The following is a 22,267-nucleotide window of genomic DNA, read 5'->3' on the forward strand; positions in this document are numbered from 1 at the left end:
GACCGGCGATTGTTTTCATGTATGATACGCGCCCCATTTCGTTGCCCGACTGTCCGAGAACACCCCATGCAGCTCTCTTCGCTCACTGCGGTTTCCCCTGTTGACGGCCGCTACGCCGGCAAAACCCAGGCCCTGCGCCCGATTTTCAGCGAGTACGGCCTGATCCGTGCCCGCGTCCTGGTTGAAGTGCGCTGGCTCCAGCGCCTGGCCGCCCACCCTGCCATCCCTGAAGTCCCGGCGTTCTCCGCCGAAGCCAACGCGGTGCTCAACACCCTGGCGGACAACTTCGCGCTGGAGCACGCCGAGCGCGTCAAAGAGATCGAGCGCACCACCAACCACGACGTCAAGGCCATCGAATACCTGCTCAAGGAGCAGGCTGCCAAGCTGCCGGAGCTGGCCAATGTCAGCGAGTTCATCCACTTTGCCTGCACCAGCGAGGACATCAACAACCTGTCCCACGCCCTGATGCTGCGCGAAGGCCGTGATGAGGTAATGCTGCCCCTGATGCGCCAGACCGCCCAGGCCATCCGCGAGCTGGCGATCCGCTTCGCCGACGTGCCGATGCTGTCGCGCACCCACGGCCAACCGGCTTCGCCGACCACCCTGGGCAAGGAGCTGGCGAACGTGGTCTACCGCCTGGAGCGCCAGATCGCCCAGGCGGCCGCCGTGCCGCTGCTGGGCAAGATCAACGGCGCCGTGGGCAACTACAACGCCCACCTGTCGGCCTACCCGGACATCGACTGGGAAGCCAACGCCCGCGCCTTCATCGAAGACGAGCTGGGCCTGAGCTTCAACCCCTACACCACCCAGATCGAACCGCATGACTACATCGCCGAGCTGTTCGATGCGATCGCGCGCTTCAACACCATCCTGATCGACTTCGACCGTGACATCTGGGGCTACATTTCCCTGGGTTACTTCAAGCAGCGCACCATCGCCGGCGAAATCGGTTCCTCGACCATGCCGCACAAGGTCAACCCGATCGACTTCGAAAACTCCGAAGGCAACCTGGGCATCGCCAACGCGCTGTTCCAGCACCTGGCGAGCAAACTGCCGATCTCCCGCTGGCAGCGCGACCTGACCGACTCCACCGTGCTGCGCAACCTGGGCGTGGGTTTTGCCCACAGCGTCATTGCCTACGAAGCCAGCCTCAAGGGCATCAGCAAGCTGGAACTGAACGAGCAGAAGATCGCCGCCGACCTGGACGCCTGCTGGGAAGTCCTGGCCGAGCCGATCCAGACCGTGATGCGTCGCTACAACATCGAAAACCCGTATGAAAAGCTGAAAGAGCTGACCCGTGGCAAGGGCATCAGCCCTGAAGCGTTGCAGACTTTCATCGATGGCCTGGACATGCCTGCCGCGGCCCGCGCCGAGCTGAAAAAGCTCACGCCAGCCAGCTACATCGGCAACGCAGCGGCACAAGCCAAGCGCATCTGATCCACGGCTTTACCCTTGAGACGCCCGGCCGCGCCGGGCGTTTTTATTCGCGTCTGAAAAGTATATTTTTTCAATAGGTTACACATGAATCCTGACATTCCTCTGCAACTCCTGGGCGGCATCACGGCAAGGGAGTTCCTGCGCGACTACTGGCAGAAAAAACCCCTGCTGATCCGTCAGGCGATTCCTGACTTCCAAAGCCCGATCGATGCCGACGAACTGGCCGGCCTGGCCCTGGAAGAAGAAGTCGAATCGCGCCTGGTGATCGAGCACGGCGAGCGCCCCTGGGAATTGCGTCGCGGCCCGTTCGCCGAAGACGAATTCAGCAAGCTGCCAGAGCGCGAGTGGACCCTGCTGGTACAGGCGGTCGATCAGTTCGTACCGGAAGTCAGCGAGCTGCTGGAGAACTTCCGTTTCCTGCCGAGCTGGCGCATCGACGATGTGATGATCAGCTTCGCTGCACCCGGTGGCAGCGTGGGTCCGCATTTCGATAACTACGACGTGTTCCTGCTGCAGGGCCATGGCCAGCGCAACTGGAAAATCGGCCAGATGTGCGACTCCGAAAGCCCGCTGCTGCAGCACGCCGACCTGCGCATCCTCGCCGAATTCGAAGCCACCGACGAGTGGACCCTGGAACCGGGCGACATGCTCTACCTGCCGCCGCGCCTGGCCCACTGTGGCGTGGCCGTGGATGACTGCATGACCTACTCGGTGGGTTTCCGTGCGCCGAGCGCCGCTGAAGTGCTGACCCACTTCACCGACTTCCTCAGCCAGTTCCTGCCGGACGAAGAACGCTACACCGACGCCGACGCGCGCCCTGTAGCCGACCCGCACCAGATCCAGCAGGACGCCCTCGACCGCCTCAAGGGCTTGCTGGCCGAGCACATGAGCGACGAGCGCCTGCTGCTGACCTGGTTCGGCCAGTTCATGACCGAGCCGCGCTACCCGGAACTGGTGGTCGGCCCGGAACTGGAAGAAGACGACCTGCTGGCCAGCCTGGAACAAGGCGCCGTGATCATTCGCAACCCGAGCGCGCGCCTGGCCTGGTCGGAAGTCGATGACGACCTGCTGCTGTTCGCCAGCGGCCAGAGCCGTTACCTGCCGGGCAAGCTGCGCGAACTGCTGAAAATGATCTGCGCCGCCGACGCCCTGCACATCGAGAACCTCGGTCCGTGGCTGGCCGACGAAGACGGTCGCGGCCTGGTCTGCGAGCTGGTCAAGCAAGGCAGCCTGGGGTTCGCCGATGAATAAAATTCACGTTCGTGTCGCAGACTGGCAAAAGGATAACGCCGAGATCCGGCGCATTCGTGAGGCCGTGTTCATTGCCGAGCAATCCGTTCCGCCTGAACTGGAATGGGATGCCGACGACCAGAGCGCGGTGCATTTCCTGGCGTTTGAAGGCGACTTTCCCATCGGCACCGCCCGCCTGTTGACCGACGGCCATATCGGCCGTGTCTCGGTCCTCAAGGACTGGCGTGGCCTGAAGGTGGGCGATGCGCTGATGCACGCCGTGATCGCCGAAGCCGAGAAACGTGGGCTCCAGCAACAGATGCTCAGCGCCCAGGTGCATGCCACGCCGTTCTATGAGCGGCTGGGGTTTGCGGTGGTCAGCGAGGAGTTCCTGGAAGCCGGGATTCCTCATGTGGACATGGTGCGGCGCTCGGCCTGAACACCGCTGGAAGCAGCAACACAATACCCTGTGGCGAGGGAGCTTGCTCCCTCGCCACAAAAGCATCATGCAACGCCCAAAACGCCCCGCCATCCACCGATGCCGGGGCGTTTTGCCGTCTAACATTCAACTTGCGCCACCCGGGGCCGACAAACTGGCAATATCAGGCCTTTGTCTCATGGAGAAATGGACATGCTTCTACGCACCCTGCTGACCCTCTTGCTGCTTGGTAGCAGCCTGTCAGCCCTGGCCGATACGCAAGTCGTGCCGCTGAACTACCGCACCAGCGCCGACCTGCTGCCGGTGGCGCAGAATTTCATCGGTAAGGACGGCCAGGTCAGCGCCTACGGCAACCAACTGATCGTCAACGCCGAGCCCGGCAAGATCGAAGAACTCCGGCAATTCCTCGCGCAATTGGACACCGCGCCCAAGCGCCTGCTGATCACGGTCGACACCAACGAAAACAACCTGCAGGGCGACCAGGGTTACTCGATCAACGGTGCCGCGCCCAGCCAGACCCGCATCATCAACCGCAGCACCGCCAGCCGTGACGGCGGCGTGCAGCAGGTGCAAGCCAGCGAAGGCCAGCCGGCGCTGATCCAGGTCGGCCAGAGCGTGCCCTTCACCAGCAGCCAGACCGACAACTACGGCCGCCTGCAAAGCCAGACCGAATACCGCAACGTCACCCAGGGTTTTTATGTCACGGCGAGCGTCACCGGCGAGACCGTTCATCTCAGCATCAGTACCAACCGTGACCGCATGAGCCAGGAACGTCCCGATGTAGTGAACGTTCAGAGTACCGACACAACCGTCAGTGGCCGCCTGGGCGAATGGATCACCCTGGCCGGCGTCAATCGCCAGACTCAAGCCGACAAGCAGGGCCTGACCCGCAGCTACTCTACCCAGGGCCGCGACGACATGATTTTGCGGGTCAAGGTCGACACCCTGAACTGAAGCACCAAAAACTGACTGATGAGTCGTATTAGACCAAAGATGTAGTGCCACAAAAAAAGCACTACAAAACGTTTGACGAGCCAAAAAACCGAAGGCATGATGGCCTCGCTCCCGCTAATCAGGGGCCCTGGCAAGGGCCTTCGGGTCGACGCTTGCAACTACCCTGCGAGCCGATTCGTGTCTGTACCGCCCACAAGGTGTGTTTGACGAGGTTGCGACTGGAACGAAGTTGTCCCGAGGGACGGAAGCGTAACTAGGTAACCCGGCATCACTCTGAGTTCGTATGGAGGCCCACGACGCCCGAATGCGCCCGCAGTTCGCCCCTACCTGCTCACTTCCCCTCGAGCCCATCGTTCATCCCGTCGCCTCCCCGCCTGAACCGACTTGTACGCCAATCCCTGGTCGGCAGGAGCAAGGAATTTTCCACCAAGACCTATGCGACGAGGTTTATCTCCATGGCACTGACACGCGAACAGCAAATTGCAGCCCTTGAAAAAGACTGGGCTGAAAACCCGCGCTGGAAAGGCGTGAAGCGCAATTATTCCGCTGCTGACGTCGTCCGTCTGCGTGGCTCGGTTCAACCTGAGCACACCTTTGCGAAACTGGGCGCCGAGAAGCTTTGGAACCTGGTGACCCAGGGCGCCAAGCCAGCCTTCCGTCCCGAGAAAGATTTCGTCAACTGCATGGGTGCCCTGACCGGCGGCCAGGCTGTGCAGCAAGTCAAGGCCGGCATCCAGGCGATCTACCTGTCGGGCTGGCAAGTGGCCGCGGACAACAACTCCGCCGAGTCGATGTACCCCGACCAGTCGCTGTACCCGGTGGATTCGGTTCCAACCGTGGTCAAGCGCATCAACAACTCGTTCCGTCGCGCCGACCAGATCCAGTGGAAAGCCGGCAAGAACCCGGGCGACGAAGGCTACATCGACTACTTCGCGCCGATCGTGGCTGACGCTGAAGCCGGTTTCGGTGGCGTCCTGAACGCCTACGAGCTGATGAAGAGCATGATCGAGGCAGGCGCCGCCGGCGTTCACTTCGAAGACCAATTGGCTTCGGTGAAGAAATGCGGCCACATGGGCGGCAAGGTGCTGGTTCCAACCCAGGAAGCCGTGCAGAAGCTGACCGCTGCCCGCCTGGCTGCCGACGTTGCCGGTGTACCGACCATCATCCTGGCCCGTACCGACGCCAACGCCGCTGACCTGCTGACCTCCGACTGCGACCCGTACGACCAACCGTTCGTGACTGGCACTCGCACCCAGGAAGGCTTCTACAAGGTGCGCGCCGGTCTCGACCAGGCCATCGCCCGTGGCCTGGCCTACGCGCCGTACGCCGACCTGATCTGGTGCGAAACCGCCAAGCCGGACCTGGACGAGGCTCGTCGCTTCGCCGAAGCGATCAAGAAGGAATACCCGGACCAACTGCTGTCGTACAACTGCTCGCCTTCCTTCAACTGGAAGAAAAACCTGGACGACGCGACCATCGCCAAGTTCCAGCGCGAACTGTCCGCCATGGGCTACAAGCACCAGTTCATCACCCTGGCCGGCATTCACAACATGTGGCACAGCATGTTCAACCTGGCGCACGACTACGCCCGCAACGACATGACCGCCTACGTGAAGCTGCAAGAGCAAGAGTTCGCTGACGCCGCCAAGGGCTACACCTTCGTGGCTCACCAGCAGGAAGTGGGCACCGGCTACTTCGACGACATGACCACCGTGATCCAGGGCGGCACTTCGTCGGTGACCGCACTGACCGGTTCCACCGAAGAAGAACAGTTCCACTGATACACGCCGTAAAACGGCCCTTGCGGACCGAGTAAAAGCTAACCGCAAAGCCGATGATCTGACGCCCCGACTGGTTCGGGGCTTTTTTTTGCCGGCTTTTCCCGCTCCGTTTTTCACACCTTGAAGTGAATTGATCTGACGAGCCTGGTTTTTTCACGCGTTTTTTTGAAGCAACCTACGCTGTAAGAGCAAGCCTGCATCTGTGGGAGTCAGGCTCGCCCGCGATGAACGATTACGCTGTCTGCCTCGGGACCGCGTTGCCGGCATCGCGAGCAAGCCTGGCTCCCACAGGAGCAGTCCCCCACGCAGATCCCATCCTCACAGCCCCCTCCCCCCACAAAACTTCGGCGCCCGGCTAGAAAAATTGATCGAACGCAGTATTGGGCAGTCCGAAAAGGAGTAAAACGTGCGGCGCTGACAATTACAGTAGCGGCGATGTAAGACAGTCTTTCAGGCACAACACTAAGTGCACCGCAAAAAGGTCGCCACAGATAATAATAATTATCATTTGGAAGTCATTATCATTGTTACATTCCGCACGAAATATTATTGATGAATAGCCGGCCAACGCCCACCAGGCCTGGGCCGCAGGGTCCTGGAGGTGCGCTATGTCCTTATTCCAATAAATAATTTCGCTATAGGAATTTTACTTGCCCGGTGTTTAGCCATAAAATCACCGCGATTGATTGCTGCGACATATCGTCACTGCGTTATTTCATTCAAGCTCAGAGACCTTTGCTCTCTGTTAAGGATTTCCAGCATGTCCGAAGCGACAGGACTCATGGCCCACAATTGGGGCTTTGCCATTTTCCTTCTGGGCGTTGTTGGCCTGTGTGCTTTCATGCTCGGTGTATCGAGCCTGCTTGGGTCAAAAGCCTGGGGCCGCAGCAAAAATGAACCGTTCGAGTCCGGCATGCTACCTACCGGTGGTGCCCGCTTGCGGCTCTCAGCCAAATTCTATCTGGTCGCGATGCTCTTCGTGATCTTCGATATCGAAGCCCTCTTTCTCTTTGCATGGTCTGTGTCCGTCCGCGAAAGCGGCTGGACCGGATTCGTCGAAGCTCTCGTTTTCATAGCAATTCTGTTGGCAGGTCTTGTCTACCTTTACCGAGTGGGGGCGCTTGATTGGGCTCCGGAAGCTCGGCGCAAGCGGCAAGCGAAGCTGAAACAATGAGGCTTTGGCAATGCAATACAATCTCACCAGGATCGACCCCGATGCTCCTAACGAGCAGTATCCGATTGGCGAACGGGAAACCGTCGCCGATCCGTTAGAAGATCAAGTCCACAAAAACATCTTCATGGGCAAGCTCGAAGACGTGCTGAACAGCACGGTCAACTGGGGTCGCAAGAACTCCCTGTGGCCGTACAACTTCGGTCTTTCGTGCTGCTACGTGGAAATGACCACCGCCTTCACGGCGCCCCACGACATCGCGCGCTTTGGCGCCGAGGTGATCCGGGCATCGCCACGCCAGGCGGATTTCATGGTTATCGCCGGTACCTGCTTCATCAAGATGGCGCCGATCATCCAGCGTCTCTATGAGCAAATGCTCGAGCCGAAGTGGGTTATCTCCATGGGTTCGTGCGCCAACTCCGGTGGCATGTACGACATCTACTCCGTCGTTCAAGGGGTGGACAAGTTCCTGCCCGTGGACGTCTACGTGCCCGGCTGCCCGCCTCGCCCTGAAGCTTTCCTGCAAGGCCTGATGCTGTTGCAGGAGTCGATTGGCCAGGAGCGTCGCCCACTGTCCTGGGTCGTTGGCGATCAAGGCGTCTATCGCGCCGACATGCCATCGCAAAAGGAACAGCGCCGCGAACAGCGTATCGCAGTCACCAACCTGCGCAGCCCCGACGAAGTCTGATCCAGCTCTGTTCCTCTACAAGAAACGAGAACCTGGCTTCATTCTTTACGTTGACCGAAAGCGATAAATAACCATGACTACAGGCAGTGCTCTGTACATCCCGCCTTACAAGGCAGACGACCAGGATGTGGTCGTCGAACTGAACAACCGTTTTGGCCCCGAGGCGTTCACCGCCCAGCCGACCCGCACCGGCATGCCGGTGCTTTGGGTTGCCCGCGCCAAACTCGTCGAAGTCCTGACGTTCCTGCGCAACCTGCCCAAGCCGTACGTCATGCTCTATGACCTGCACGGCGTGGACGAGCGCCTGCGCACCAAGCGTCAAGGGCTGCCCGACGGCGTCGACTTCACCGTGTTCTATCACCTGATGTCGATCGAACGTAATAGTGACGTAATGATCAAGGTCGCCTTGTCCGAGAGCGACCTTAGCGTGCCGACCGTGACCGGTATCTGGCCGAACGCCAACTGGTACGAACGTGAAGTGTGGGACATGTTCGGGATCGATTTCCCCGGCCACCCTCACCTGTCGCGCATCATGATGCCGCCGACCTGGGAAGGTCACCCGCTGCGCAAGGACTTCCCGGCCCGTGCCACCGAGTTCGACCCATTCAGCCTGTCCCTGGCCAAGCAACAGCTCGAGGAAGAAGCCGCGCGCTTCAAGCCTGAAGACTGGGGCATGAAGCGTTCGGGCGCCAACGAGGACTACATGTTCCTCAACCTCGGCCCGAACCACCCTTCGGCCCACGGTGCGTTCCGTATCATCCTGCAACTGGACGGCGAAGAGATCGTCGACTGCGTGCCTGACATCGGCTACCACCACCGTGGCGCCGAGAAAATGGCCGAGCGCCAGTCCTGGCACAGCTTCATCCCGTACACCGACCGCATCGACTACCTCGGCGGCGTGATGAACAACCTGCCGTACGTGCTTTCGGTCGAGAAACTCGCCGGGATCAAGGTACCGGAGAAGGTCGACGTCATCCGCATCATGATGGCCGAGTTCTTCCGTATCACCAGCCACCTGCTGTTCCTGGGTACCTATATCCAGGACGTGGGGGCCATGACGCCGGTGTTCTTCACCTTCACCGACCGCCAGAAGGCCTACACGGTGATCGAAGCCATCACCGGTTTCCGCCTGCACCCGGCCTGGTACCGCATCGGTGGTGTTGCCCACGACCTGCCACGCGGCTGGGAAAAGCTGGTCAAGGACTTCGTCGAGTGGATGCCCAAGCGCCTGGACGAATACACCAAGGCCGCCCTGCAGAACAGCATCCTCAAGGGTCGTACCATCGGGGTCGCTGCCTACAACACCAAAGAGGCCCTGGAATGGGGCGTCACCGGTGCCGGCCTGCGTTCCACCGGTTGCGACTTCGACCTGCGCAAGGCGCGCCCTTACTCCGGCTACGAAAACTTCGAATTCGAAGTACCGCTGGCGGCCAATGGCGATGCCTACGACCGCTGCATGGTTCGCGTCGAGGAAATGCGCCAGAGCATCAAGATCATCGACCAATGCATGCGCAACATGCCGGAAGGCCCGTACAAAGCGGATCACCCGCTGACCACGCCGCCGCCAAAAGAGCGCACGCTGCAACACATCGAGACCCTGATCACGCACTTCCTGCAGGTTTCGTGGGGCCCGGTCATGCCGGCCAACGAGTCCTTCCAGATGATCGAAGCGACCAAGGGCATCAACAGTTATTACCTGACGAGCGACGGCGGCACCATGAGCTACCGCACCCGGATTCGCACCCCAAGCTTCCCACACCTGCAACAGATCCCTTCGGTGATCAAAGGCAGCATGGTCGCGGACATGATTGCGTACCTGGGTAGTATCGATTTCGTTATGGCCGACGTGGACCGCTAAGCATGAACAGCACGCTTATCCAGACTGACCGTTTCGCCCTGAGCGAAACCGAGCGCTCGGCCATCGAGCACGAGCTGCATCACTACGAAGACCCGCGCGCGGCGTCGATCGAAGCCCTGAAGATCGTCCAGAAGGAACGTGGCTGGGTGCCTGACGGCGCGCTCTACGCCATCGGCGAGATCCTCGGCATCCCGGCCAGCGACGTCGAAGGCGTGGCCACCTTCTACAGCCAGATTTTCCGCCAGCCAGTAGGCCGTCACATCATTCGTGTCTGCGACAGCATGGTCTGCTACATCGGTGGCCACGAATCGGTGGTCAGCGAGATCCAGGGCAAGCTGGGCATCGGCCTGGGCCAGACCACCGCCGACGGTCGCTTCACCCTGCTGCCGGTGTGCTGCCTGGGTAACTGCGACAAGGCACCGGCGCTGATGATCGACGACGACACCTTCGGTGACGTTACGCCTGACGGCGTCGCCAAATTGCTGGAGGGCTACGTATGACCCTGACTTCCTTCGGGCCCGCCAACCGCATCCAGCGTTCGGCCGAAACCCATCCCCTGACCTGGCGTCTGCGTGACGACGGCGAAGCGGTATGGCTGGACGAATACCAGGCCAAGAACGGCTACGCCGCCGCGCGCAAGGCGTTCAGCGACATGGCCCAGGACGACATCGTCCAGACCGTGAAAGACTCCGGCCTCAAGGGCCGTGGCGGCGCGGGTTTCCCCACGGGTGTGAAGTGGGGCCTGATGCCCAAGGACGAATCCATCAACATCCGCTACCTGCTGTGCAACGCGGATGAAATGGAGCCCAACACCTGGAAGGACCGCATGCTGATGGAGCAACTGCCCCATCTGCTGATCGAAGGCATGCTGATCAGCGCCCGCGCGCTGAAAACCTACCGTGGCTATATCTTCCTGCGTGGCGAGTACACCACCGCCGCCAAGCACCTGAACCGTGCCGTGGAAGAAGCCAAGGCCGCAGGCCTGCTGGGCAAGAACATCCTGGGCAGCGGTTTTGATTTCGAGCTGTTCGTCCACACCGGTGCCGGGCGCTACATCTGCGGTGAAGAAACCGCACTGATCAACTCCCTGGAAGGCCGTCGCGCCAACCCACGTTCCAAGCCGCCCTTCCCTGCCGCCGTAGGCGTGTGGGGCAAGCCGACCTGCGTGAACAACGTCGAGACCCTGTGCAACGTGCCGGCGATCATCGCCGACGGCGTGGACTGGTACAAATCCCTGGCCCGTGACGGCAGCGAAGACATGGGCACCAAGCTCATGGGCTTCTCCGGCAAGGTCAAGAACCCTGGCCTGTGGGAACTGCCGTTCGGCGTCACCGGCCGCGAACTGTTCGAAGACTACGCCGGCGGCATGCGCGACGGCTACAAGCTCAAGTGCTGGCAGCCTGGCGGCGCCGGTACCGGGTTCCTGTTGCCGGAACACCTGGACGCCCAAATGTACGCCGGCGGCATCGCCAAGGTCGGCACCCGCATGGGTACCGGCCTGGCGATGGCGGTGGACGACAGCGTCAACATGGTGTCGCTGCTGCGCAACATGGAAGAGTTCTTCTCCCGTGAGTCGTGCGGTTTCTGCACCCCTTGCCGCGATGGCCTGCCGTGGAGCGTCAAGCTGCTGCGGGCCCTTGAAAACGGCGAAGGCCAGGCCGGCGACATCGAGACCCTGTTGGGTCTGGTGGGTTTCCTCGGCCCAGGCAAGACCTTCTGTGCTCACGCACCGGGTGCCGTGGAGCCGTTGGGCAGCGCGATCAAATACTTCCGTCCAGAGTTCGAAGCCGGCATCGCGCCCACCAGCGCCGTCGTCCCGCCTCTGGCAAAGCCGATCGTAGTCGGCGCGTAAACGCTTAAAAAAGGCGAAGGGTCCGTGCCCTTCGTCTTCTCGTGTGATGACGCCGTAAACGGCTGTGTTGATTCACGCGAATAACAAGATTCCATTAGCCACGCCCGCTGACACCGGGCCAACGAAGAACTTTGAACCATGGCCACTATCCACGTAGACGGCAAAGAGCTCGAAGTCGATGGCGCAGACAACCTGTTACAGGCATGTCTGTCGCTGGGCCTCGACATTCCTTATTTCTGCTGGCACCCCGCCCTTGGCAGCGTTGGCGCTTGTCGCCAGTGCGCGGTCAAGCAGTACACCGACGAAAACGACAAGCGTGGTCGGATCGTCATGTCCTGCATGACCCCTGCCACCGACGGCAGCTGGATCTCCATCGACGACGAAGAAGCGAAAGTGTTTCGCGCCAGCGTCGTCGAATGGCTGATGACCAACCACCCTCACGACTGCCCGGTCTGTGAGGAAGGCGGCCACTGCCACCTGCAAGACATGACGGTGATGACCGGCCACAACGAGCGCCGTTATCGCTTCACCAAGCGCACTCACCAGAACCAGGACCTCGGCCCATTCATCTCCCACGAGATGAACCGCTGCATCGCCTGCTATCGCTGCGTGCGTTTCTACAAGGACTACGCCGGCGGCACCGACCTGGGCGTATTCGGCGCCCACGACAACGTGTACTTCGGTCGCGTTGAAGACGGCACCCTGGAAAGCGAGTTCTCCGGCAACCTCACCGAGGTCTGCCCGACCGGTGTGTTCACCGACAAGACTCACTCCGAGCGTTACAACCGCAAGTGGGACATGCAGTTCTCGCCGAGCATCTGCCATGGCTGCTCCAGCGGTTGCAACATCTCCCCGGGCGAGCGCTACGGTGAACTGCGTCGCATCGAAAACCGCTTCAACGGTTCGGTAAACCAGTACTTCCTGTGTGACCGTGGCCGCTTCGGCTATGGCTACGTCAACCGCAAGGATCGTCCACGCCAGCCGCATCTGGCGGGTGGCGCCAAGCTGAGCCTGGACCAAGCGCTGGACAAGGCCGCCGAGCTGCTGCGCGGTCGCAACATCGTCGGCATCGGTTCGCCACGGGCCAGCCTGGAAAGCAACTACGCGCTGCGTGAGCTGGTCGGCGCCGAGCACTTCTACAGTGGCATCGAAGCCGGTGAGCTGGAACGCATCCGCCTGGTGCTGCAAGTGCTCAAGGATAGCCCGCTGCCCGTGCCGAACATGCGCGACATCGAAGACCACGACGCGGTATTCGTCCTTGGCGAAGACCTGACCCAGACCGCCGCCCGCATGGCCCTGGCCCTGCGCCAGTCGGTCAAGGGCAAGGCCGAGGACATGGCCGACGCCATGCGCGTCCAGCCTTGGCTCGACGCCGCCGTGAAGAACATCGGCCAGCACGCGCTGAACCCGCTGTTCATCGCCAGCCTCGCTGAAACCAAGCTCGACGACGTGGCCGAAGAATGCGTCCACGCCGCCCCTGACGACCTGGCCCGCATCGGTTTCGCCGTGGCCCACGCCCTGGACGCCAGCGCCCCGGCCGTCGACGGCCTGGACAGCGAAGCGGCCGCCCTGGCCCAACGCATCGCCGACGCCCTGCTGGCGGCCAAGCGCCCACTGATCATCGCCGGCACCTCGTTGGGTTCCAAGGCGCTGATCGAAGCCGCGGCCAACATCGCCAAAGCCTTGAAGCTGCGCGAGAAGAACGGTTCCATCAGCCTGATCGTGCCGGAAGCCAACAGCCTCGGCCTGGCCATGCTCGGTGGCGAATCGGTGGACGCGGCCCTGCAAGCGGTGATCGACGGCAGCGCCGACGCCATCGTGGTGCTGGAGAACGACCTGTTCACCCGCACTGACAAGGCCAAGGTCGATGCCGCGCTGAACGCAGCCAAGGTTGTGATCGTCGCCGACCATCAGAAAACCGCCACCACCGACCGCGCCCACCTGGTGCTGCCAGCGGCAAGCTTCGCCGAAGGCGACGGTACGCTGGTCAGCCAGGAAGGTCGCGCCCAGCGCTTCTTCCAGGTCTTCGACCCGCAATACCTGGACGCCAGCATCCTGGTTCATGAAGGCTGGCGCTGGCTGCACGCCCTGCGCGCCACCCTGCTGGACCAGCCGATCGACTGGACGCAACTGGACCACGTTACCGCCGCCGTCGCTTCGAGCAGCCCGCAACTGGCCGCCATCGTCGACGCCGCACCGTCCGCCTCGTTCCGCATCAAAGGCCTGAAGCTGGCGCGCGAACCGCTGCGCTACTCCGGTCGCACCGCCATGCGCGCCGACATCAGCGTTCACGAACCGCGCACCTCCCAGGACAACGACACCGCGTTCTCGTTCTCCATGGAAGGCTACTCGGGCTCGACCGAACCGCGTTCCCAGGTGCCATTCGCCTGGTCGCCGGGCTGGAACTCGCCGCAAGCCTGGAACAAGTTCCAGGACGAAGTCGGTGGTCACCTGCGTGCAGGCGACCCGGGCACCCGCCTGATCGAAAGCCAGGGCGATGGCCTGAGCTGGTTCGCCAGCGTGCCGCGCGCCTTCAATCCGGCACCGGGCACCTGGCAGGTCGTGCCGTTCCATCACCTGTTCGGCAGCGAAGAGAACTCTTCCAAGGCCGCTCCGGTGCAGGAACGCATCCCGGCCGCCTACGTGTCGCTGGCCAAGTCCGAAGCCGACCGCCTGGGCGTCAACGACGGTGCCCTGCTGAGCCTGAGCGTGGCCGGCCAGACCTTGCGTCTGCCGCTGCGCATCAATGAAGAACTGGGCGCCGGCCTGGTGGCCCTGCCGGCCGGCCTGGCAGGCATCCCGCCAGCGATTTTCGGCAAAACCGTCGACGGTCTGCAGGAGGCAGCGCAATGAGCTGGTTCACCCCTGAAGTGATCGCTGTGATCCTGACGGTCCTCAAGGCCATCGTGATCCTGCTGGCCGTGGTGGTCTGCGGCGCGTTGCTGAGCTTTGTCGAACGTCGCCTGCTGGGCTGGTGGCAGGACCGCTACGGTCCGAACCGCGTCGGCCCGTTCGGCATGTTCCAGATCGCCGCCGACATGATCAAGATGTTCTTCAAGGAAGACTGGACGCCGCCGTTTGCCGACAAGGTGATCTTCACCCTGGCACCGGTGGTCGCCATGAGCGCCTTGCTGATCGCCTTCGCGATCATCCCGATCACCCCGACCTGGGGTGTGGCGGACCTGAACATCGGCCTGCTGTTCTTCTTCGCCATGGCTGGCCTGTCGGTGTATGCGGTGCTGTTCGCCGGCTGGTCGAGCAACAACAAGTTCGCCCTGCTGGGCAGCCTGCGGGCCTCGGCCCAGACCGTGTCCTACGAAGTGTTCATGGGCCTGTCGCTGATGGGCATCGTGATCCAGGCCGGCTCGTTCAACATGCGCGACATCGTCGAGTACCAGGCCCAGAACCTGTGGTTCATCATTCCGCAGTTCTTCGGTTTCTGTACCTTCTTCATCGCTGGCGTGGCCGTGACTCACCGTCACCCCTTCGACCAGCCGGAAGCGGAGCAGGAACTGGCCGACGGTTACCACATTGAATATGCCGGCATGAAATGGGGCATGTTCTTCGTCGGTGAATACATCGGCATCATCCTGATCTCGGCGCTGCTGGTAACGCTGTTCTTCGGTGGCTGGCACGGTCCGTTCGACATCCTGCCGCAACTGTCCTTCGTCTGGTTCGCCCTGAAGACCGCGTTCTTCATCATGCTGTTCGTCCTGCTGCGCGCCTCGATCCCGCGCCCACGCTACGACCAGGTGATGGACTTCAGCTGGAAATTCTGCCTGCCGCTGACCCTGATCAACATGCTGGTGACCGCTGCGATCGTTTTGATGAACGCGCCTGCGGCCGCGGTTCAGTGAGGATTTGACCCATGTTCAAATATATTGGCGACATCGTTAAGGGTACCGGTACCCAACTGCGAAGCCTGGTCATGATCTTCGGCCATGGCTTTCGCAAGCGTGACACCCTGCAATACCCGGAAGAGCCGGTCTACCTGGCACCGCGCTATCGTGGCCGCATCGTCCTGACCCGCGACCCCGACGGCGAAGAGCGCTGCGTGGCCTGCAACCTGTGCGCCGTGGCGTGCCCGGTGGGTTGCATCTCGCTGCAGAAAGCTGAAACCGAAGACGGTCGCTGGTACCCGGACTTCTTCCGCATCAACTTCTCGCGCTGCATTTTCTGCGGCCTCTGCGAGGAAGCCTGCCCGACCACCGCGATCCAGCTCACGCCGGATTTCGAAATGGCCGAGTTCAAACGTCAGGACCTGGTGTACGAGAAAGAAGATCTGCTGATTTCCGGTCCCGGTAAAAACCCTGATTACAACTTCTATCGTGTTGCAGGTATGGCCATTGCCGGTAAGCCAAAAGGCGCCGCGCAGAACGAAGCCGAACCGATCAACGTGAAGAGCTTGCTGCCTTAAGGAAGAAAGATGGAATTCGCTTTCTATTTCGCATCGGGTATCGCGGTGGTGTCCACGCTTCGTGTGGTCACCAACACCAACCCTGTGCACGCCCTGCTCTACCTGATCATTTCGCTGATCGCCGTGGCCATGACCTTCTTCGCCCTCGGTGCACCGTTCGCCGGTGCCCTGGAAGTGATCGCCTACGCCGGCGCCATCATGGTGCTGTTCGTGTTCGTGGTGATGATGCTCAACCTCGGCCCGGCAGCAGTCCAGCAGGAACGCTCCTGGCTCAAGCCCGGCATCTGGGCGGGACCGGTGATCCTGTCCGCCCTGCTGCTGGGTGAACTGCTGTATGTGCTGTTCGCTCACCAGAGCGGCCAGGCCATCGGCCACACCACCGTAGACGCCAAGGCCGTGGGCATCAGCCTGTTCGGTCCGTACCTGCTGGTGGTCGAACTCGCCTCGATGCTGCTGCTTGCCGCAGCCGTCACGGCGTTCCATTTGGGCCGTAACGAGGCGAAGGAGTAATCACATGCCTGCTATCCCTCTCGAGCATGGTCTGGCGGTTGCCGGCATCCTGTTCTGCCTCGGTCTGGTTGGCCTGATGGTCCGCCGCAACATTCTGTTCGTGCTGATGAGCCTGGAGGTCATGATGAATGCCTCCGCCCTGGCTTTCATCGTCGCGGGCGCTCGCTGGGCGCAGCCGGATGGACAGATCATGTTCATCCTGGTGATCAGCCTGGCAGCCGCCGAGGCCAGTATCGGCCTGGCGATCCTGTTGCAGCTGTATCGCCGCTTCCACACTCTCGATATCGACGCTGCCAGCGAGATGCGCGGATGAACCTGATCTTTCTGACTTTCGTATTCCCCCTCATTGGTTTCCTGCTGCTGTCGTTCTCCCGTGGACGCTGGTCGGAAAACCTTTCGGCGCTGGTTGGCGTGGGTTCCATCGGCCTGTCTGCCATCGTCACGGCCTACGTGATCTGGCAATTCAACGTCGCCCCGCCCGAAGGCGGTGTGTATGTGCAGGTGCTGTGGCGCTGGATGGCGGTAGAAGGCTTCACGCCGAACTTCGCCCTCTACCTGGACGGCCTGTCCATCACCATGCTCGGCGTGGTGGTCGGCGTGGGTTTCCTGATCCACCTGTTCGCCTCCTGGTACATGCGCGGTGAAGCCGGTTACTCGCGCTTCTTCGCCTACACCAACCTGTTCATCGCCAGCATGCTGTTCCTGGTGCTCGGCGATAACCTGTTGTTCCTGTACTTCGGCTGGGAAGGCGTGGGCCTGTGCTCGTACCTGTTGATCGGTTTCTACTACAGCAACCGCAACAACGGGAATGCCGCACTCAAGGCGTTCATCGTCACCCGGATCGGCGACGTGTTCATGGCCATCGGCCTGTTCATCCTGTTCCAGCAACTGGGCACGCTGAACATCCAGGAACTGTTGGTCAAGGCACCCGAGCACTTCAAGGTCGGTGACTTCTGGATCGTCCTGGCGACCCTGATGCTGCTGGGCGGCGCCGTTGGTAAATCCGCGCAACTGCCGCTGCAAACCTGGTTGGCGGACGCGATGGCCGGCCCTACCCCGGTCTCGGCACTGATCCACGCCGCGACCATGGTAACGGCGGGCGTCTACCTGATCGCCCGTACCCACGGCCTGTTCGCCCTGGCGCCGGACATCCTGCACCTGGTCGGCATCGTCGGCGGCGTGACCCTGGTACTGGCCGGTTTTGCCGCCCTGGTACAAACCGACATCAAGCGCATCCTCGCCTACTCGACCATGAGCCAGATCGGCTACATGTTCCTGGCCCTGGGCGTCGGTGCCTGGGAGGGCGCGATCTTCCACCTGATGACCCACGCCTTCTTCAAGGCGCTGCTGTTCCTTGCTTCCGGTGCGGTGATCGTTGCCTGCCACCACGAGCAGAACATCTTCAAGATGGGCGGCCTGTGGAAGAAACTGCCGTTGGCCTATGCCAGCTTCATCGTTGGCGGCGCGGCCCTGGCGGCCCTGCCACTGGTCACCGCCGGTTTCTACTCCAAGGACGAGATCCTCTGGGAAGCGTTCGCCAGCGGTAACCAGGCGCTGCTCTATGCCGGCCTGGTGGGTGCGTTCATGACCTCGCTGTACACCTTCCGCCTGATCTTCATCGCGTTCCATGGTGAAGCCAAGACCGAAGCCCATGCCGGCCATGGCATTGCTCACTGGCTGCCACTGTCGGTGCTGATCGTGCTGTCGACCTTCGTCGGCGCCATGATCACCCCACCGCTGGCCGATGTGCTGCCGCAAAGCGTCGGCCATGCCGGCGGCGAAGCCAAGCACAGCCTGGAAATCGCCTCGGGCGCCATTGCCCTGTCGGGTATCCTGCTGGCCGCCCTGCTGTTCCTGGGCAAGCGTCGTTTCGTCACGGCGATCGCCAACAGCGGCATCGGGCGATTCCTTTCGGCCTGGTGGTTCGCCGCCTGGGGCTTCGACTGGATCTACGACAAACTGTTCGTCAAGCCATACCTTGCGATCAGCCACATTCTGCGCAAAGACCCGCTCGACCAGACCATTGGCCTGATCCCGCGCATGGCCAAGGGCGGCCACACTGCCCTGAGCCGTACCGAGACCGGTCAACTGCGTTGGTATGCGGCTTCCATGGCGGCTGGCGCCGTGCTGGTTATCGGCGCCATCGTGCTGGTAGCGGTCTGATATGAACCTTGCGAACTTGCGAAAGGAAACGAGCCCGTCATGATTCTGCCCTGGCTAATCCTGATCCCCTTCATCGGCGGCCTGCTGTGCTGGATCGCGGAGCGCTCCAGCTCCACGCTCCCGCGCTGGATTGCGCTGCTGACCATGTCCCTGGAACTCGCGCTCGGCCTCTGGCTGTGGGCGACCGGCGACTATTCATTTGCTCCGGCTCCTGGCGCCGATCCGACCTGGGCGCTTGAATTCAAGCATGCCTGGATCGCGCGCTTCGGCATCAGCGTGCACCTGGCCCTCGACGGCCTGTCGCTGCTGATGATCCTGCTGACCGGCCTGCTGGGTATCCTCTCGGTACTCTGCTCGTGGAAAGAGATCCAGCGTCACGTGGGTTTCTTCCACCTGAATCTGATGTGGATCCTGGGCGGCGTCATCGGCGTGTTCCTGGCGCTGGACCTGTTCATGTTCTTCTTCTTCTGGGAAATGATGCTGGTGCCGATGTACTTCCTCATCGCGCTCTGGGGTCACAGTTCTTCGGACGGCAAGAAAACCCGGATCTACGCGGCGACCAAGTTCTTCATCTTCACCCAGGCTTCCGGCCTGATCATGTTGGTGGCGATCCTTGGCCTGGTGCTGGTCAACTTCAACAACACCGGCGTGATTACCTTCAACTACGCCGACCTGTTGAAAGTGCAGATGTCCAAGACCACCGAGTACGTGCTGATGCTCGGCTTCTTCATCGCCTTCGCGGTGAAGCTGCCAGTGGTGCCGTTCCACTCCTGGCTGCCGGACGCCCACGCCCAGGCGCCGACCGCAGGTTCCGTGGACCTGGCGGGTATCTTGCTCAAGACCGCGGCCTACGGCCTGCTGCGCTTTGCCCTGCCGCTGTTCCCCAATGCGTCGGCCGAGTTCGCGCCGATTGCCATGACCCTGGGCCTGATCGGGATTTTCTACGGTGCGTTCCTGGCGTTCGCCCAGACCGACATCAAGCGCCTGATCGCGTTCTCCAGCGTTTCGCACATGGGCTTCGTGCTGATCGGGATCTACTCCGGCAGCCAGCTCGCCCTGCAAGGCGCGGTGATCCAGATGCTGGCTCACGGCCTGTCGGCGGCAGCGCTGTTTATCCTCAGCGGCCAGTTGTACGAGCGTCTGCACACCCGGGACATGCGTGAGATGGGTGGCCTGTGGTCGCGCATCGCCTACCTGCCGGCCATCAGCCTGTTCTTCGCGGCCGCTTCCCTGGGCCTGCCGGGCACCGGCAACTTTGTCGGCGAGTTCCTGATCCTGATCGGTTCGTTCGTCAGTGCACCGTGGATCACCGCCATCGCCACTTCCGGCCTGGTGTTCGGTTCGGTCTACTCGCTGATCATGATCCACCGTGCCTACTTCGGCCCGACCAAGTCGGACGAAGTGCTGCGTGGCATGGACGGTCGCGAACTGATCATGGTGCTTGGCCTTGCGGTGCTGCTGGTTTACCTCGGCGTTTCCCCGCAACCGTTCCTCGACACCTCTGCCGCCACGATGCATGGCGTGCAGCAGTGGCTCGGCACCGCCTTCTCTCAACTCGCTTCGGCCCGGTAAGAGCGCTATGGAATTCACGATTCAACACTTTATCGCGCTTGCGCCGCTGTTGATCACCAGCGCCACGATCATCGTGGTGATGCTGGCGATCGCCTGGCGGCGCAATCACTCACAGACCTTCCTGCTGTCGGTGGCGGGGCTGAACCTGGCCCTGCTGTCGATCCTGCCGGCCCTGAAAGTCGCGCCCCTGGCGGTCACCCCGCTGATACAGATCGACAGCTTCGCCTGCCTGTACATGGCGTTGATCCTGGTCGCCACCCTGGCCTGCGTCACCCTCGCCCACGCCTACCTCGGCGATGGCGGTTCGGGTTACCCGGGCAACCGCGAAGAACTGTACCTGCTGATCCTGATGGCCGCCGCCGGTGGCCTGGTCCTGGTCAGCGCGCAGCACCTGGCCAGCCTGTTCATCGGCCTGGAACTGCTCTCGGTACCGGTCTACGGCCTGGTGGCCTACGCCTTCTTCAACAAGCGCTCCCTGGAAGCCGGCATCAAGTACATGGTGCTGTCGGCGGCCGGTTCCGCGTTCCTGTTGTTCGGCATGGCCCTGCTCTACGCCGAAGCCGGCACCCTGAGCTTCGTCGGCATTGGCCAGGCCCTGGCGGCCACCGGCCTGCCTAGCCCGATCGCGCAACTGGGCCTGGGCATGATGCTGATCGGCCTGGCGTTCAAACTGTCGCTGGTACCGTTCCACCTCTGGACCCCGGACGTCTACGAAGGCGCCCCGGCGCCAGTGGCGGCGTTCCTGGCCACCGCGTCGAAAGTGGCGGTGTTCGCGGTCATGGTGCGTCTGTTCCAGATCTCGCCAGTGGCCAGCAGCGGTGTGCTGAGCAACGTACTGACCATCATCGCCATCGCGTCGATCCTGTTCGGTAACCTGCTGGCACTGACCCAGAGCAACCTCAAGCGTCTGCTGGGTTATTCGTCCATCGCCCACTTCGGCTACCTGCTGATCGCCCTGATCGCCAGCAAGGGCCTGGCCATGGAAGCCATCGGCGTGTACCTGGTCACCTACGTGATCACCAGCCTCGGTGCGTTCGGCGTGATCACCCTGATGTCCTCGCCGTACAACGGCCGCGACGCCGACGCCCTGTATGAATACCGCGGCCTGTTCTGGCGCCGTCCGTACCTGACCGCCGTGCTGACCGTGATGATGCTGTCCCTGGCGGGCATCCCGCTGACCGCCGGCTTCATCGGCAAGTTCTACATCATCGCCACCGGCGTCGAGGCTCACCAATGGTGGCTGGTCGGCTCCCTGGTGCTGGGCAGTGCCATCGGCGTGTTCTACTACCTGCGCGTCATGGTCACGCTGTACCTGATGGAACCGAACCTGCGTCGCCACGACGCCGAGTTGCACTGGGAACAGAAGGCAGGCGGCGTGATGCTGCTGGCCATCGCCGCACTGGCGTTCTTCCTCGGTGTGTACCCGCAGCCGTTGCTGACCCTGGTTCAGCAGGCTGGCTTGACGGGCTGATCGCGTAGCGCTAGCTCGTAGAAAACAGAAACGGCACCTTCGGGTGCCGTTTTTTTATGCGTGTTGCCCGATTTAGCTCATGACCCAGCCCGCCACGGTGCCAGCGCCCCTTCGAAAAGTGAAAAGGCTCCATGCAGGAAACGGTTGAAGCGAGCGGCATCACGCCGCAGCCCAGCCTGTTGACCGCCAATCAGGCACAGATGAGCCACCTGACCAATCACTTCTGCTTCGCCTGGCATAGGGACCAAGCGGCGGCACGTCCGTATCGCGAAGTCCAGTCGTCTTGCGTCAACACGCTGCTGAAACTCGCCTACCAACGGATCGTGCAGCGACCAGGCTCGGATGGAAACTTCCCGCCCAGGTTGTTTCCCAGCGGCAATACTCAAATAGCGTTTCAGGATTTCGCCCGCGCTACTGCCCTGCCCCGCATAAGCGAGCATGCGCTCCGTGTAGTCTTCTTCCCAGGCGGCCAGCAGGCTGCGGACAAAATCTTCACGATTGCGGAAATGGTGATAGAACGATCCGCGGGTCACATTCAATCGGCGCGATAGACTCTCGGCCGAAACGCCGGTATGCCCTATTTGGTCGAGGGCCTCAAAACCAGCCGCGATCCAATGGTTACGAGTTAGCTTTCTCACCGATCATTTCGCTCCCTATTTAGCACCATACAGACTGTGTTTGGTGCGTAACCGATCGATACGCTGCGAACACCCGCAAAGATGGC

19 protein-coding genes are annotated in these 22,267 nt (G+C 61.7%); 18 read left to right on the forward strand and 1 reads right to left on the reverse strand.

The genetic code is table 11. The annotated features are described in order from the left end of the window. The first annotated feature begins 66 nt into the window (after positions 1–66). The 18 genes from purB (at position 67) to nuoN (ending at position 21,543) form a co-directional block, all read left to right on the forward strand. Positions 67–1,437 carry an adenylosuccinate lyase gene (purB, locus tag LOY50_RS17930; RefSeq protein WP_258688764.1) on the forward strand — a complete coding sequence of 457 codons (1,371 nt, stop codon included), beginning with the start codon at positions 67–69 and terminating at the stop codon, positions 1,435–1,437. 84 nt (positions 1,438–1,521) lie between these two features. Then, a complete protein-coding gene (locus LOY50_RS17935; RefSeq protein ID WP_003203358.1) occupies positions 1,522–2,688 on the forward strand; it encodes a cupin domain-containing protein in 1,167 nt (388 codons plus the stop codon). Next, positions 2,681–3,106 (forward strand): GNAT family N-acetyltransferase, encoded by a 426-nt coding sequence (locus LOY50_RS17940; RefSeq protein ID WP_214512765.1) that lies wholly within the window; start codon positions 2,681–2,683, stop codon positions 3,104–3,106. Before LOY50_RS17935 ends, LOY50_RS17940 begins: the two co-directional genes overlap by 8 nt. A gap of 192 nt (positions 3,107–3,298) precedes the next feature. Further along, the gene (locus LOY50_RS17945) at positions 3,299–4,060 is read left to right on the forward strand and encodes a secretin N-terminal domain-containing protein (RefSeq protein ID WP_253476221.1); all 762 of its coding nucleotides are present in this window, start codon (positions 3,299–3,301) and stop codon (positions 4,058–4,060) included. Between the two features lie 455 nt (positions 4,061–4,515). After that, positions 4,516–5,841 carry an isocitrate lyase gene (aceA, locus tag LOY50_RS17950; RefSeq protein ID WP_053123202.1) on the forward strand — a complete coding sequence of 442 codons (1,326 nt, stop codon included), beginning with the start codon at positions 4,516–4,518 and terminating at the stop codon, positions 5,839–5,841. Positions 5,842–6,601: 760 nt separating this feature from the next. Continuing rightward, on the forward strand, positions 6,602–7,015 hold the full coding sequence (locus LOY50_RS17955) for an NADH-quinone oxidoreductase subunit A (protein ID WP_003203367.1): 414 nt from the start codon (positions 6,602–6,604) through the stop codon (positions 7,013–7,015). Between the two features lie 10 nt (positions 7,016–7,025). Then, entirely contained in the window at positions 7,026–7,700 is a 675-nt protein-coding gene (locus LOY50_RS17960) for an NADH-quinone oxidoreductase subunit B family protein (RefSeq protein WP_013693708.1), read from the forward strand. A 73-nt stretch (positions 7,701–7,773) separates the two neighbouring features. Further along, entirely contained in the window at positions 7,774–9,558 is a 1,785-nt protein-coding gene (gene nuoC, locus LOY50_RS17965) for an NADH-quinone oxidoreductase subunit C/D (RefSeq protein ID WP_214512768.1), read from the forward strand. Positions 9,559–9,560: 2 nt separating this feature from the next. Further along, complete coding sequence (gene nuoE / locus LOY50_RS17970; RefSeq protein ID WP_214512769.1) at positions 9,561–10,058, forward strand: NADH-quinone oxidoreductase subunit NuoE; 498 nt, start codon at positions 9,561–9,563, stop codon at positions 10,056–10,058. Further along, on the forward strand, positions 10,055–11,410 hold the full coding sequence (gene nuoF, locus LOY50_RS17975) for an NADH-quinone oxidoreductase subunit NuoF (RefSeq protein ID WP_003203373.1): 1,356 nt from the start codon (positions 10,055–10,057) through the stop codon (positions 11,408–11,410). The genes nuoE and nuoF overlap by 4 nt, the downstream gene beginning before the upstream one ends. 138 nt (positions 11,411–11,548) lie before the next feature. Next, positions 11,549–14,263, forward strand: a complete 2,715-nt coding sequence (gene nuoG, locus LOY50_RS17980) for an NADH-quinone oxidoreductase subunit NuoG (RefSeq protein WP_258688766.1) — start codon at positions 11,549–11,551, stop codon at positions 14,261–14,263. Further along, the gene (gene nuoH, locus LOY50_RS17985) at positions 14,260–15,267 is read left to right on the forward strand and encodes an NADH-quinone oxidoreductase subunit NuoH (RefSeq protein ID WP_253476225.1); all 1,008 of its coding nucleotides are present in this window, start codon (positions 14,260–14,262) and stop codon (positions 15,265–15,267) included. The genes nuoG and nuoH overlap by 4 nt, the downstream gene beginning before the upstream one ends. An 11-nt stretch (positions 15,268–15,278) precedes the next feature. Next, positions 15,279–15,827: an NADH-quinone oxidoreductase subunit NuoI gene (gene nuoI, locus LOY50_RS17990; protein WP_003180051.1), complete on the forward strand. Its 549-nt coding sequence runs from the start codon at positions 15,279–15,281 to the stop codon at positions 15,825–15,827. Positions 15,828–15,836: 9 nt separating this feature from the next. Further along, positions 15,837–16,337, forward strand: coding sequence for an NADH-quinone oxidoreductase subunit J (gene nuoJ / locus LOY50_RS17995; protein WP_003203382.1), 501 nt, complete (start codon positions 15,837–15,839; stop codon positions 16,335–16,337). A 4-nt stretch (positions 16,338–16,341) separates the two neighbouring features. After that, a complete protein-coding gene (gene nuoK, locus LOY50_RS18000; protein ID WP_003180046.1) occupies positions 16,342–16,650 on the forward strand; it encodes an NADH-quinone oxidoreductase subunit NuoK in 309 nt (102 codons plus the stop codon). Then, a complete protein-coding gene (gene nuoL, locus LOY50_RS18005; protein WP_253476227.1) occupies positions 16,647–18,500 on the forward strand; it encodes an NADH-quinone oxidoreductase subunit L in 1,854 nt (617 codons plus the stop codon). The genes nuoK and nuoL overlap by 4 nt, the downstream gene beginning before the upstream one ends. Before the next feature lie 39 nt (positions 18,501–18,539). Beyond that, entirely contained in the window at positions 18,540–20,072 is a 1,533-nt protein-coding gene (nuoM, locus tag LOY50_RS18010; protein WP_253476229.1) for an NADH-quinone oxidoreductase subunit M, read from the forward strand. Positions 20,073–20,079: 7 nt separating this feature from the next. Continuing rightward, complete coding sequence (nuoN, locus tag LOY50_RS18015; protein ID WP_253476231.1) at positions 20,080–21,543, forward strand: NADH-quinone oxidoreductase subunit NuoN; 1,464 nt, start codon at positions 20,080–20,082, stop codon at positions 21,541–21,543. 77 nt (positions 21,544–21,620) lie between these two features. On the opposite strand, the gene LOY50_RS18020 is transcribed toward nuoN, so the two are convergent. Continuing rightward, positions 21,621–22,181: a TetR/AcrR family transcriptional regulator gene (locus LOY50_RS18020; protein ID WP_258688767.1), complete on the reverse strand. Its 561-nt coding sequence runs from the start codon at positions 22,179–22,181 to the stop codon at positions 21,621–21,623. Positions 22,182–22,267 lie beyond the last annotated feature (86 nt).

The sequence above is a fragment of the Pseudomonas sp. B21-010 genome (assembly GCF_024749325.1).
GTDB lineage: Bacteria > Pseudomonadota > Gammaproteobacteria > Pseudomonadales > Pseudomonadaceae > Aquipseudomonas > Aquipseudomonas kilonensis.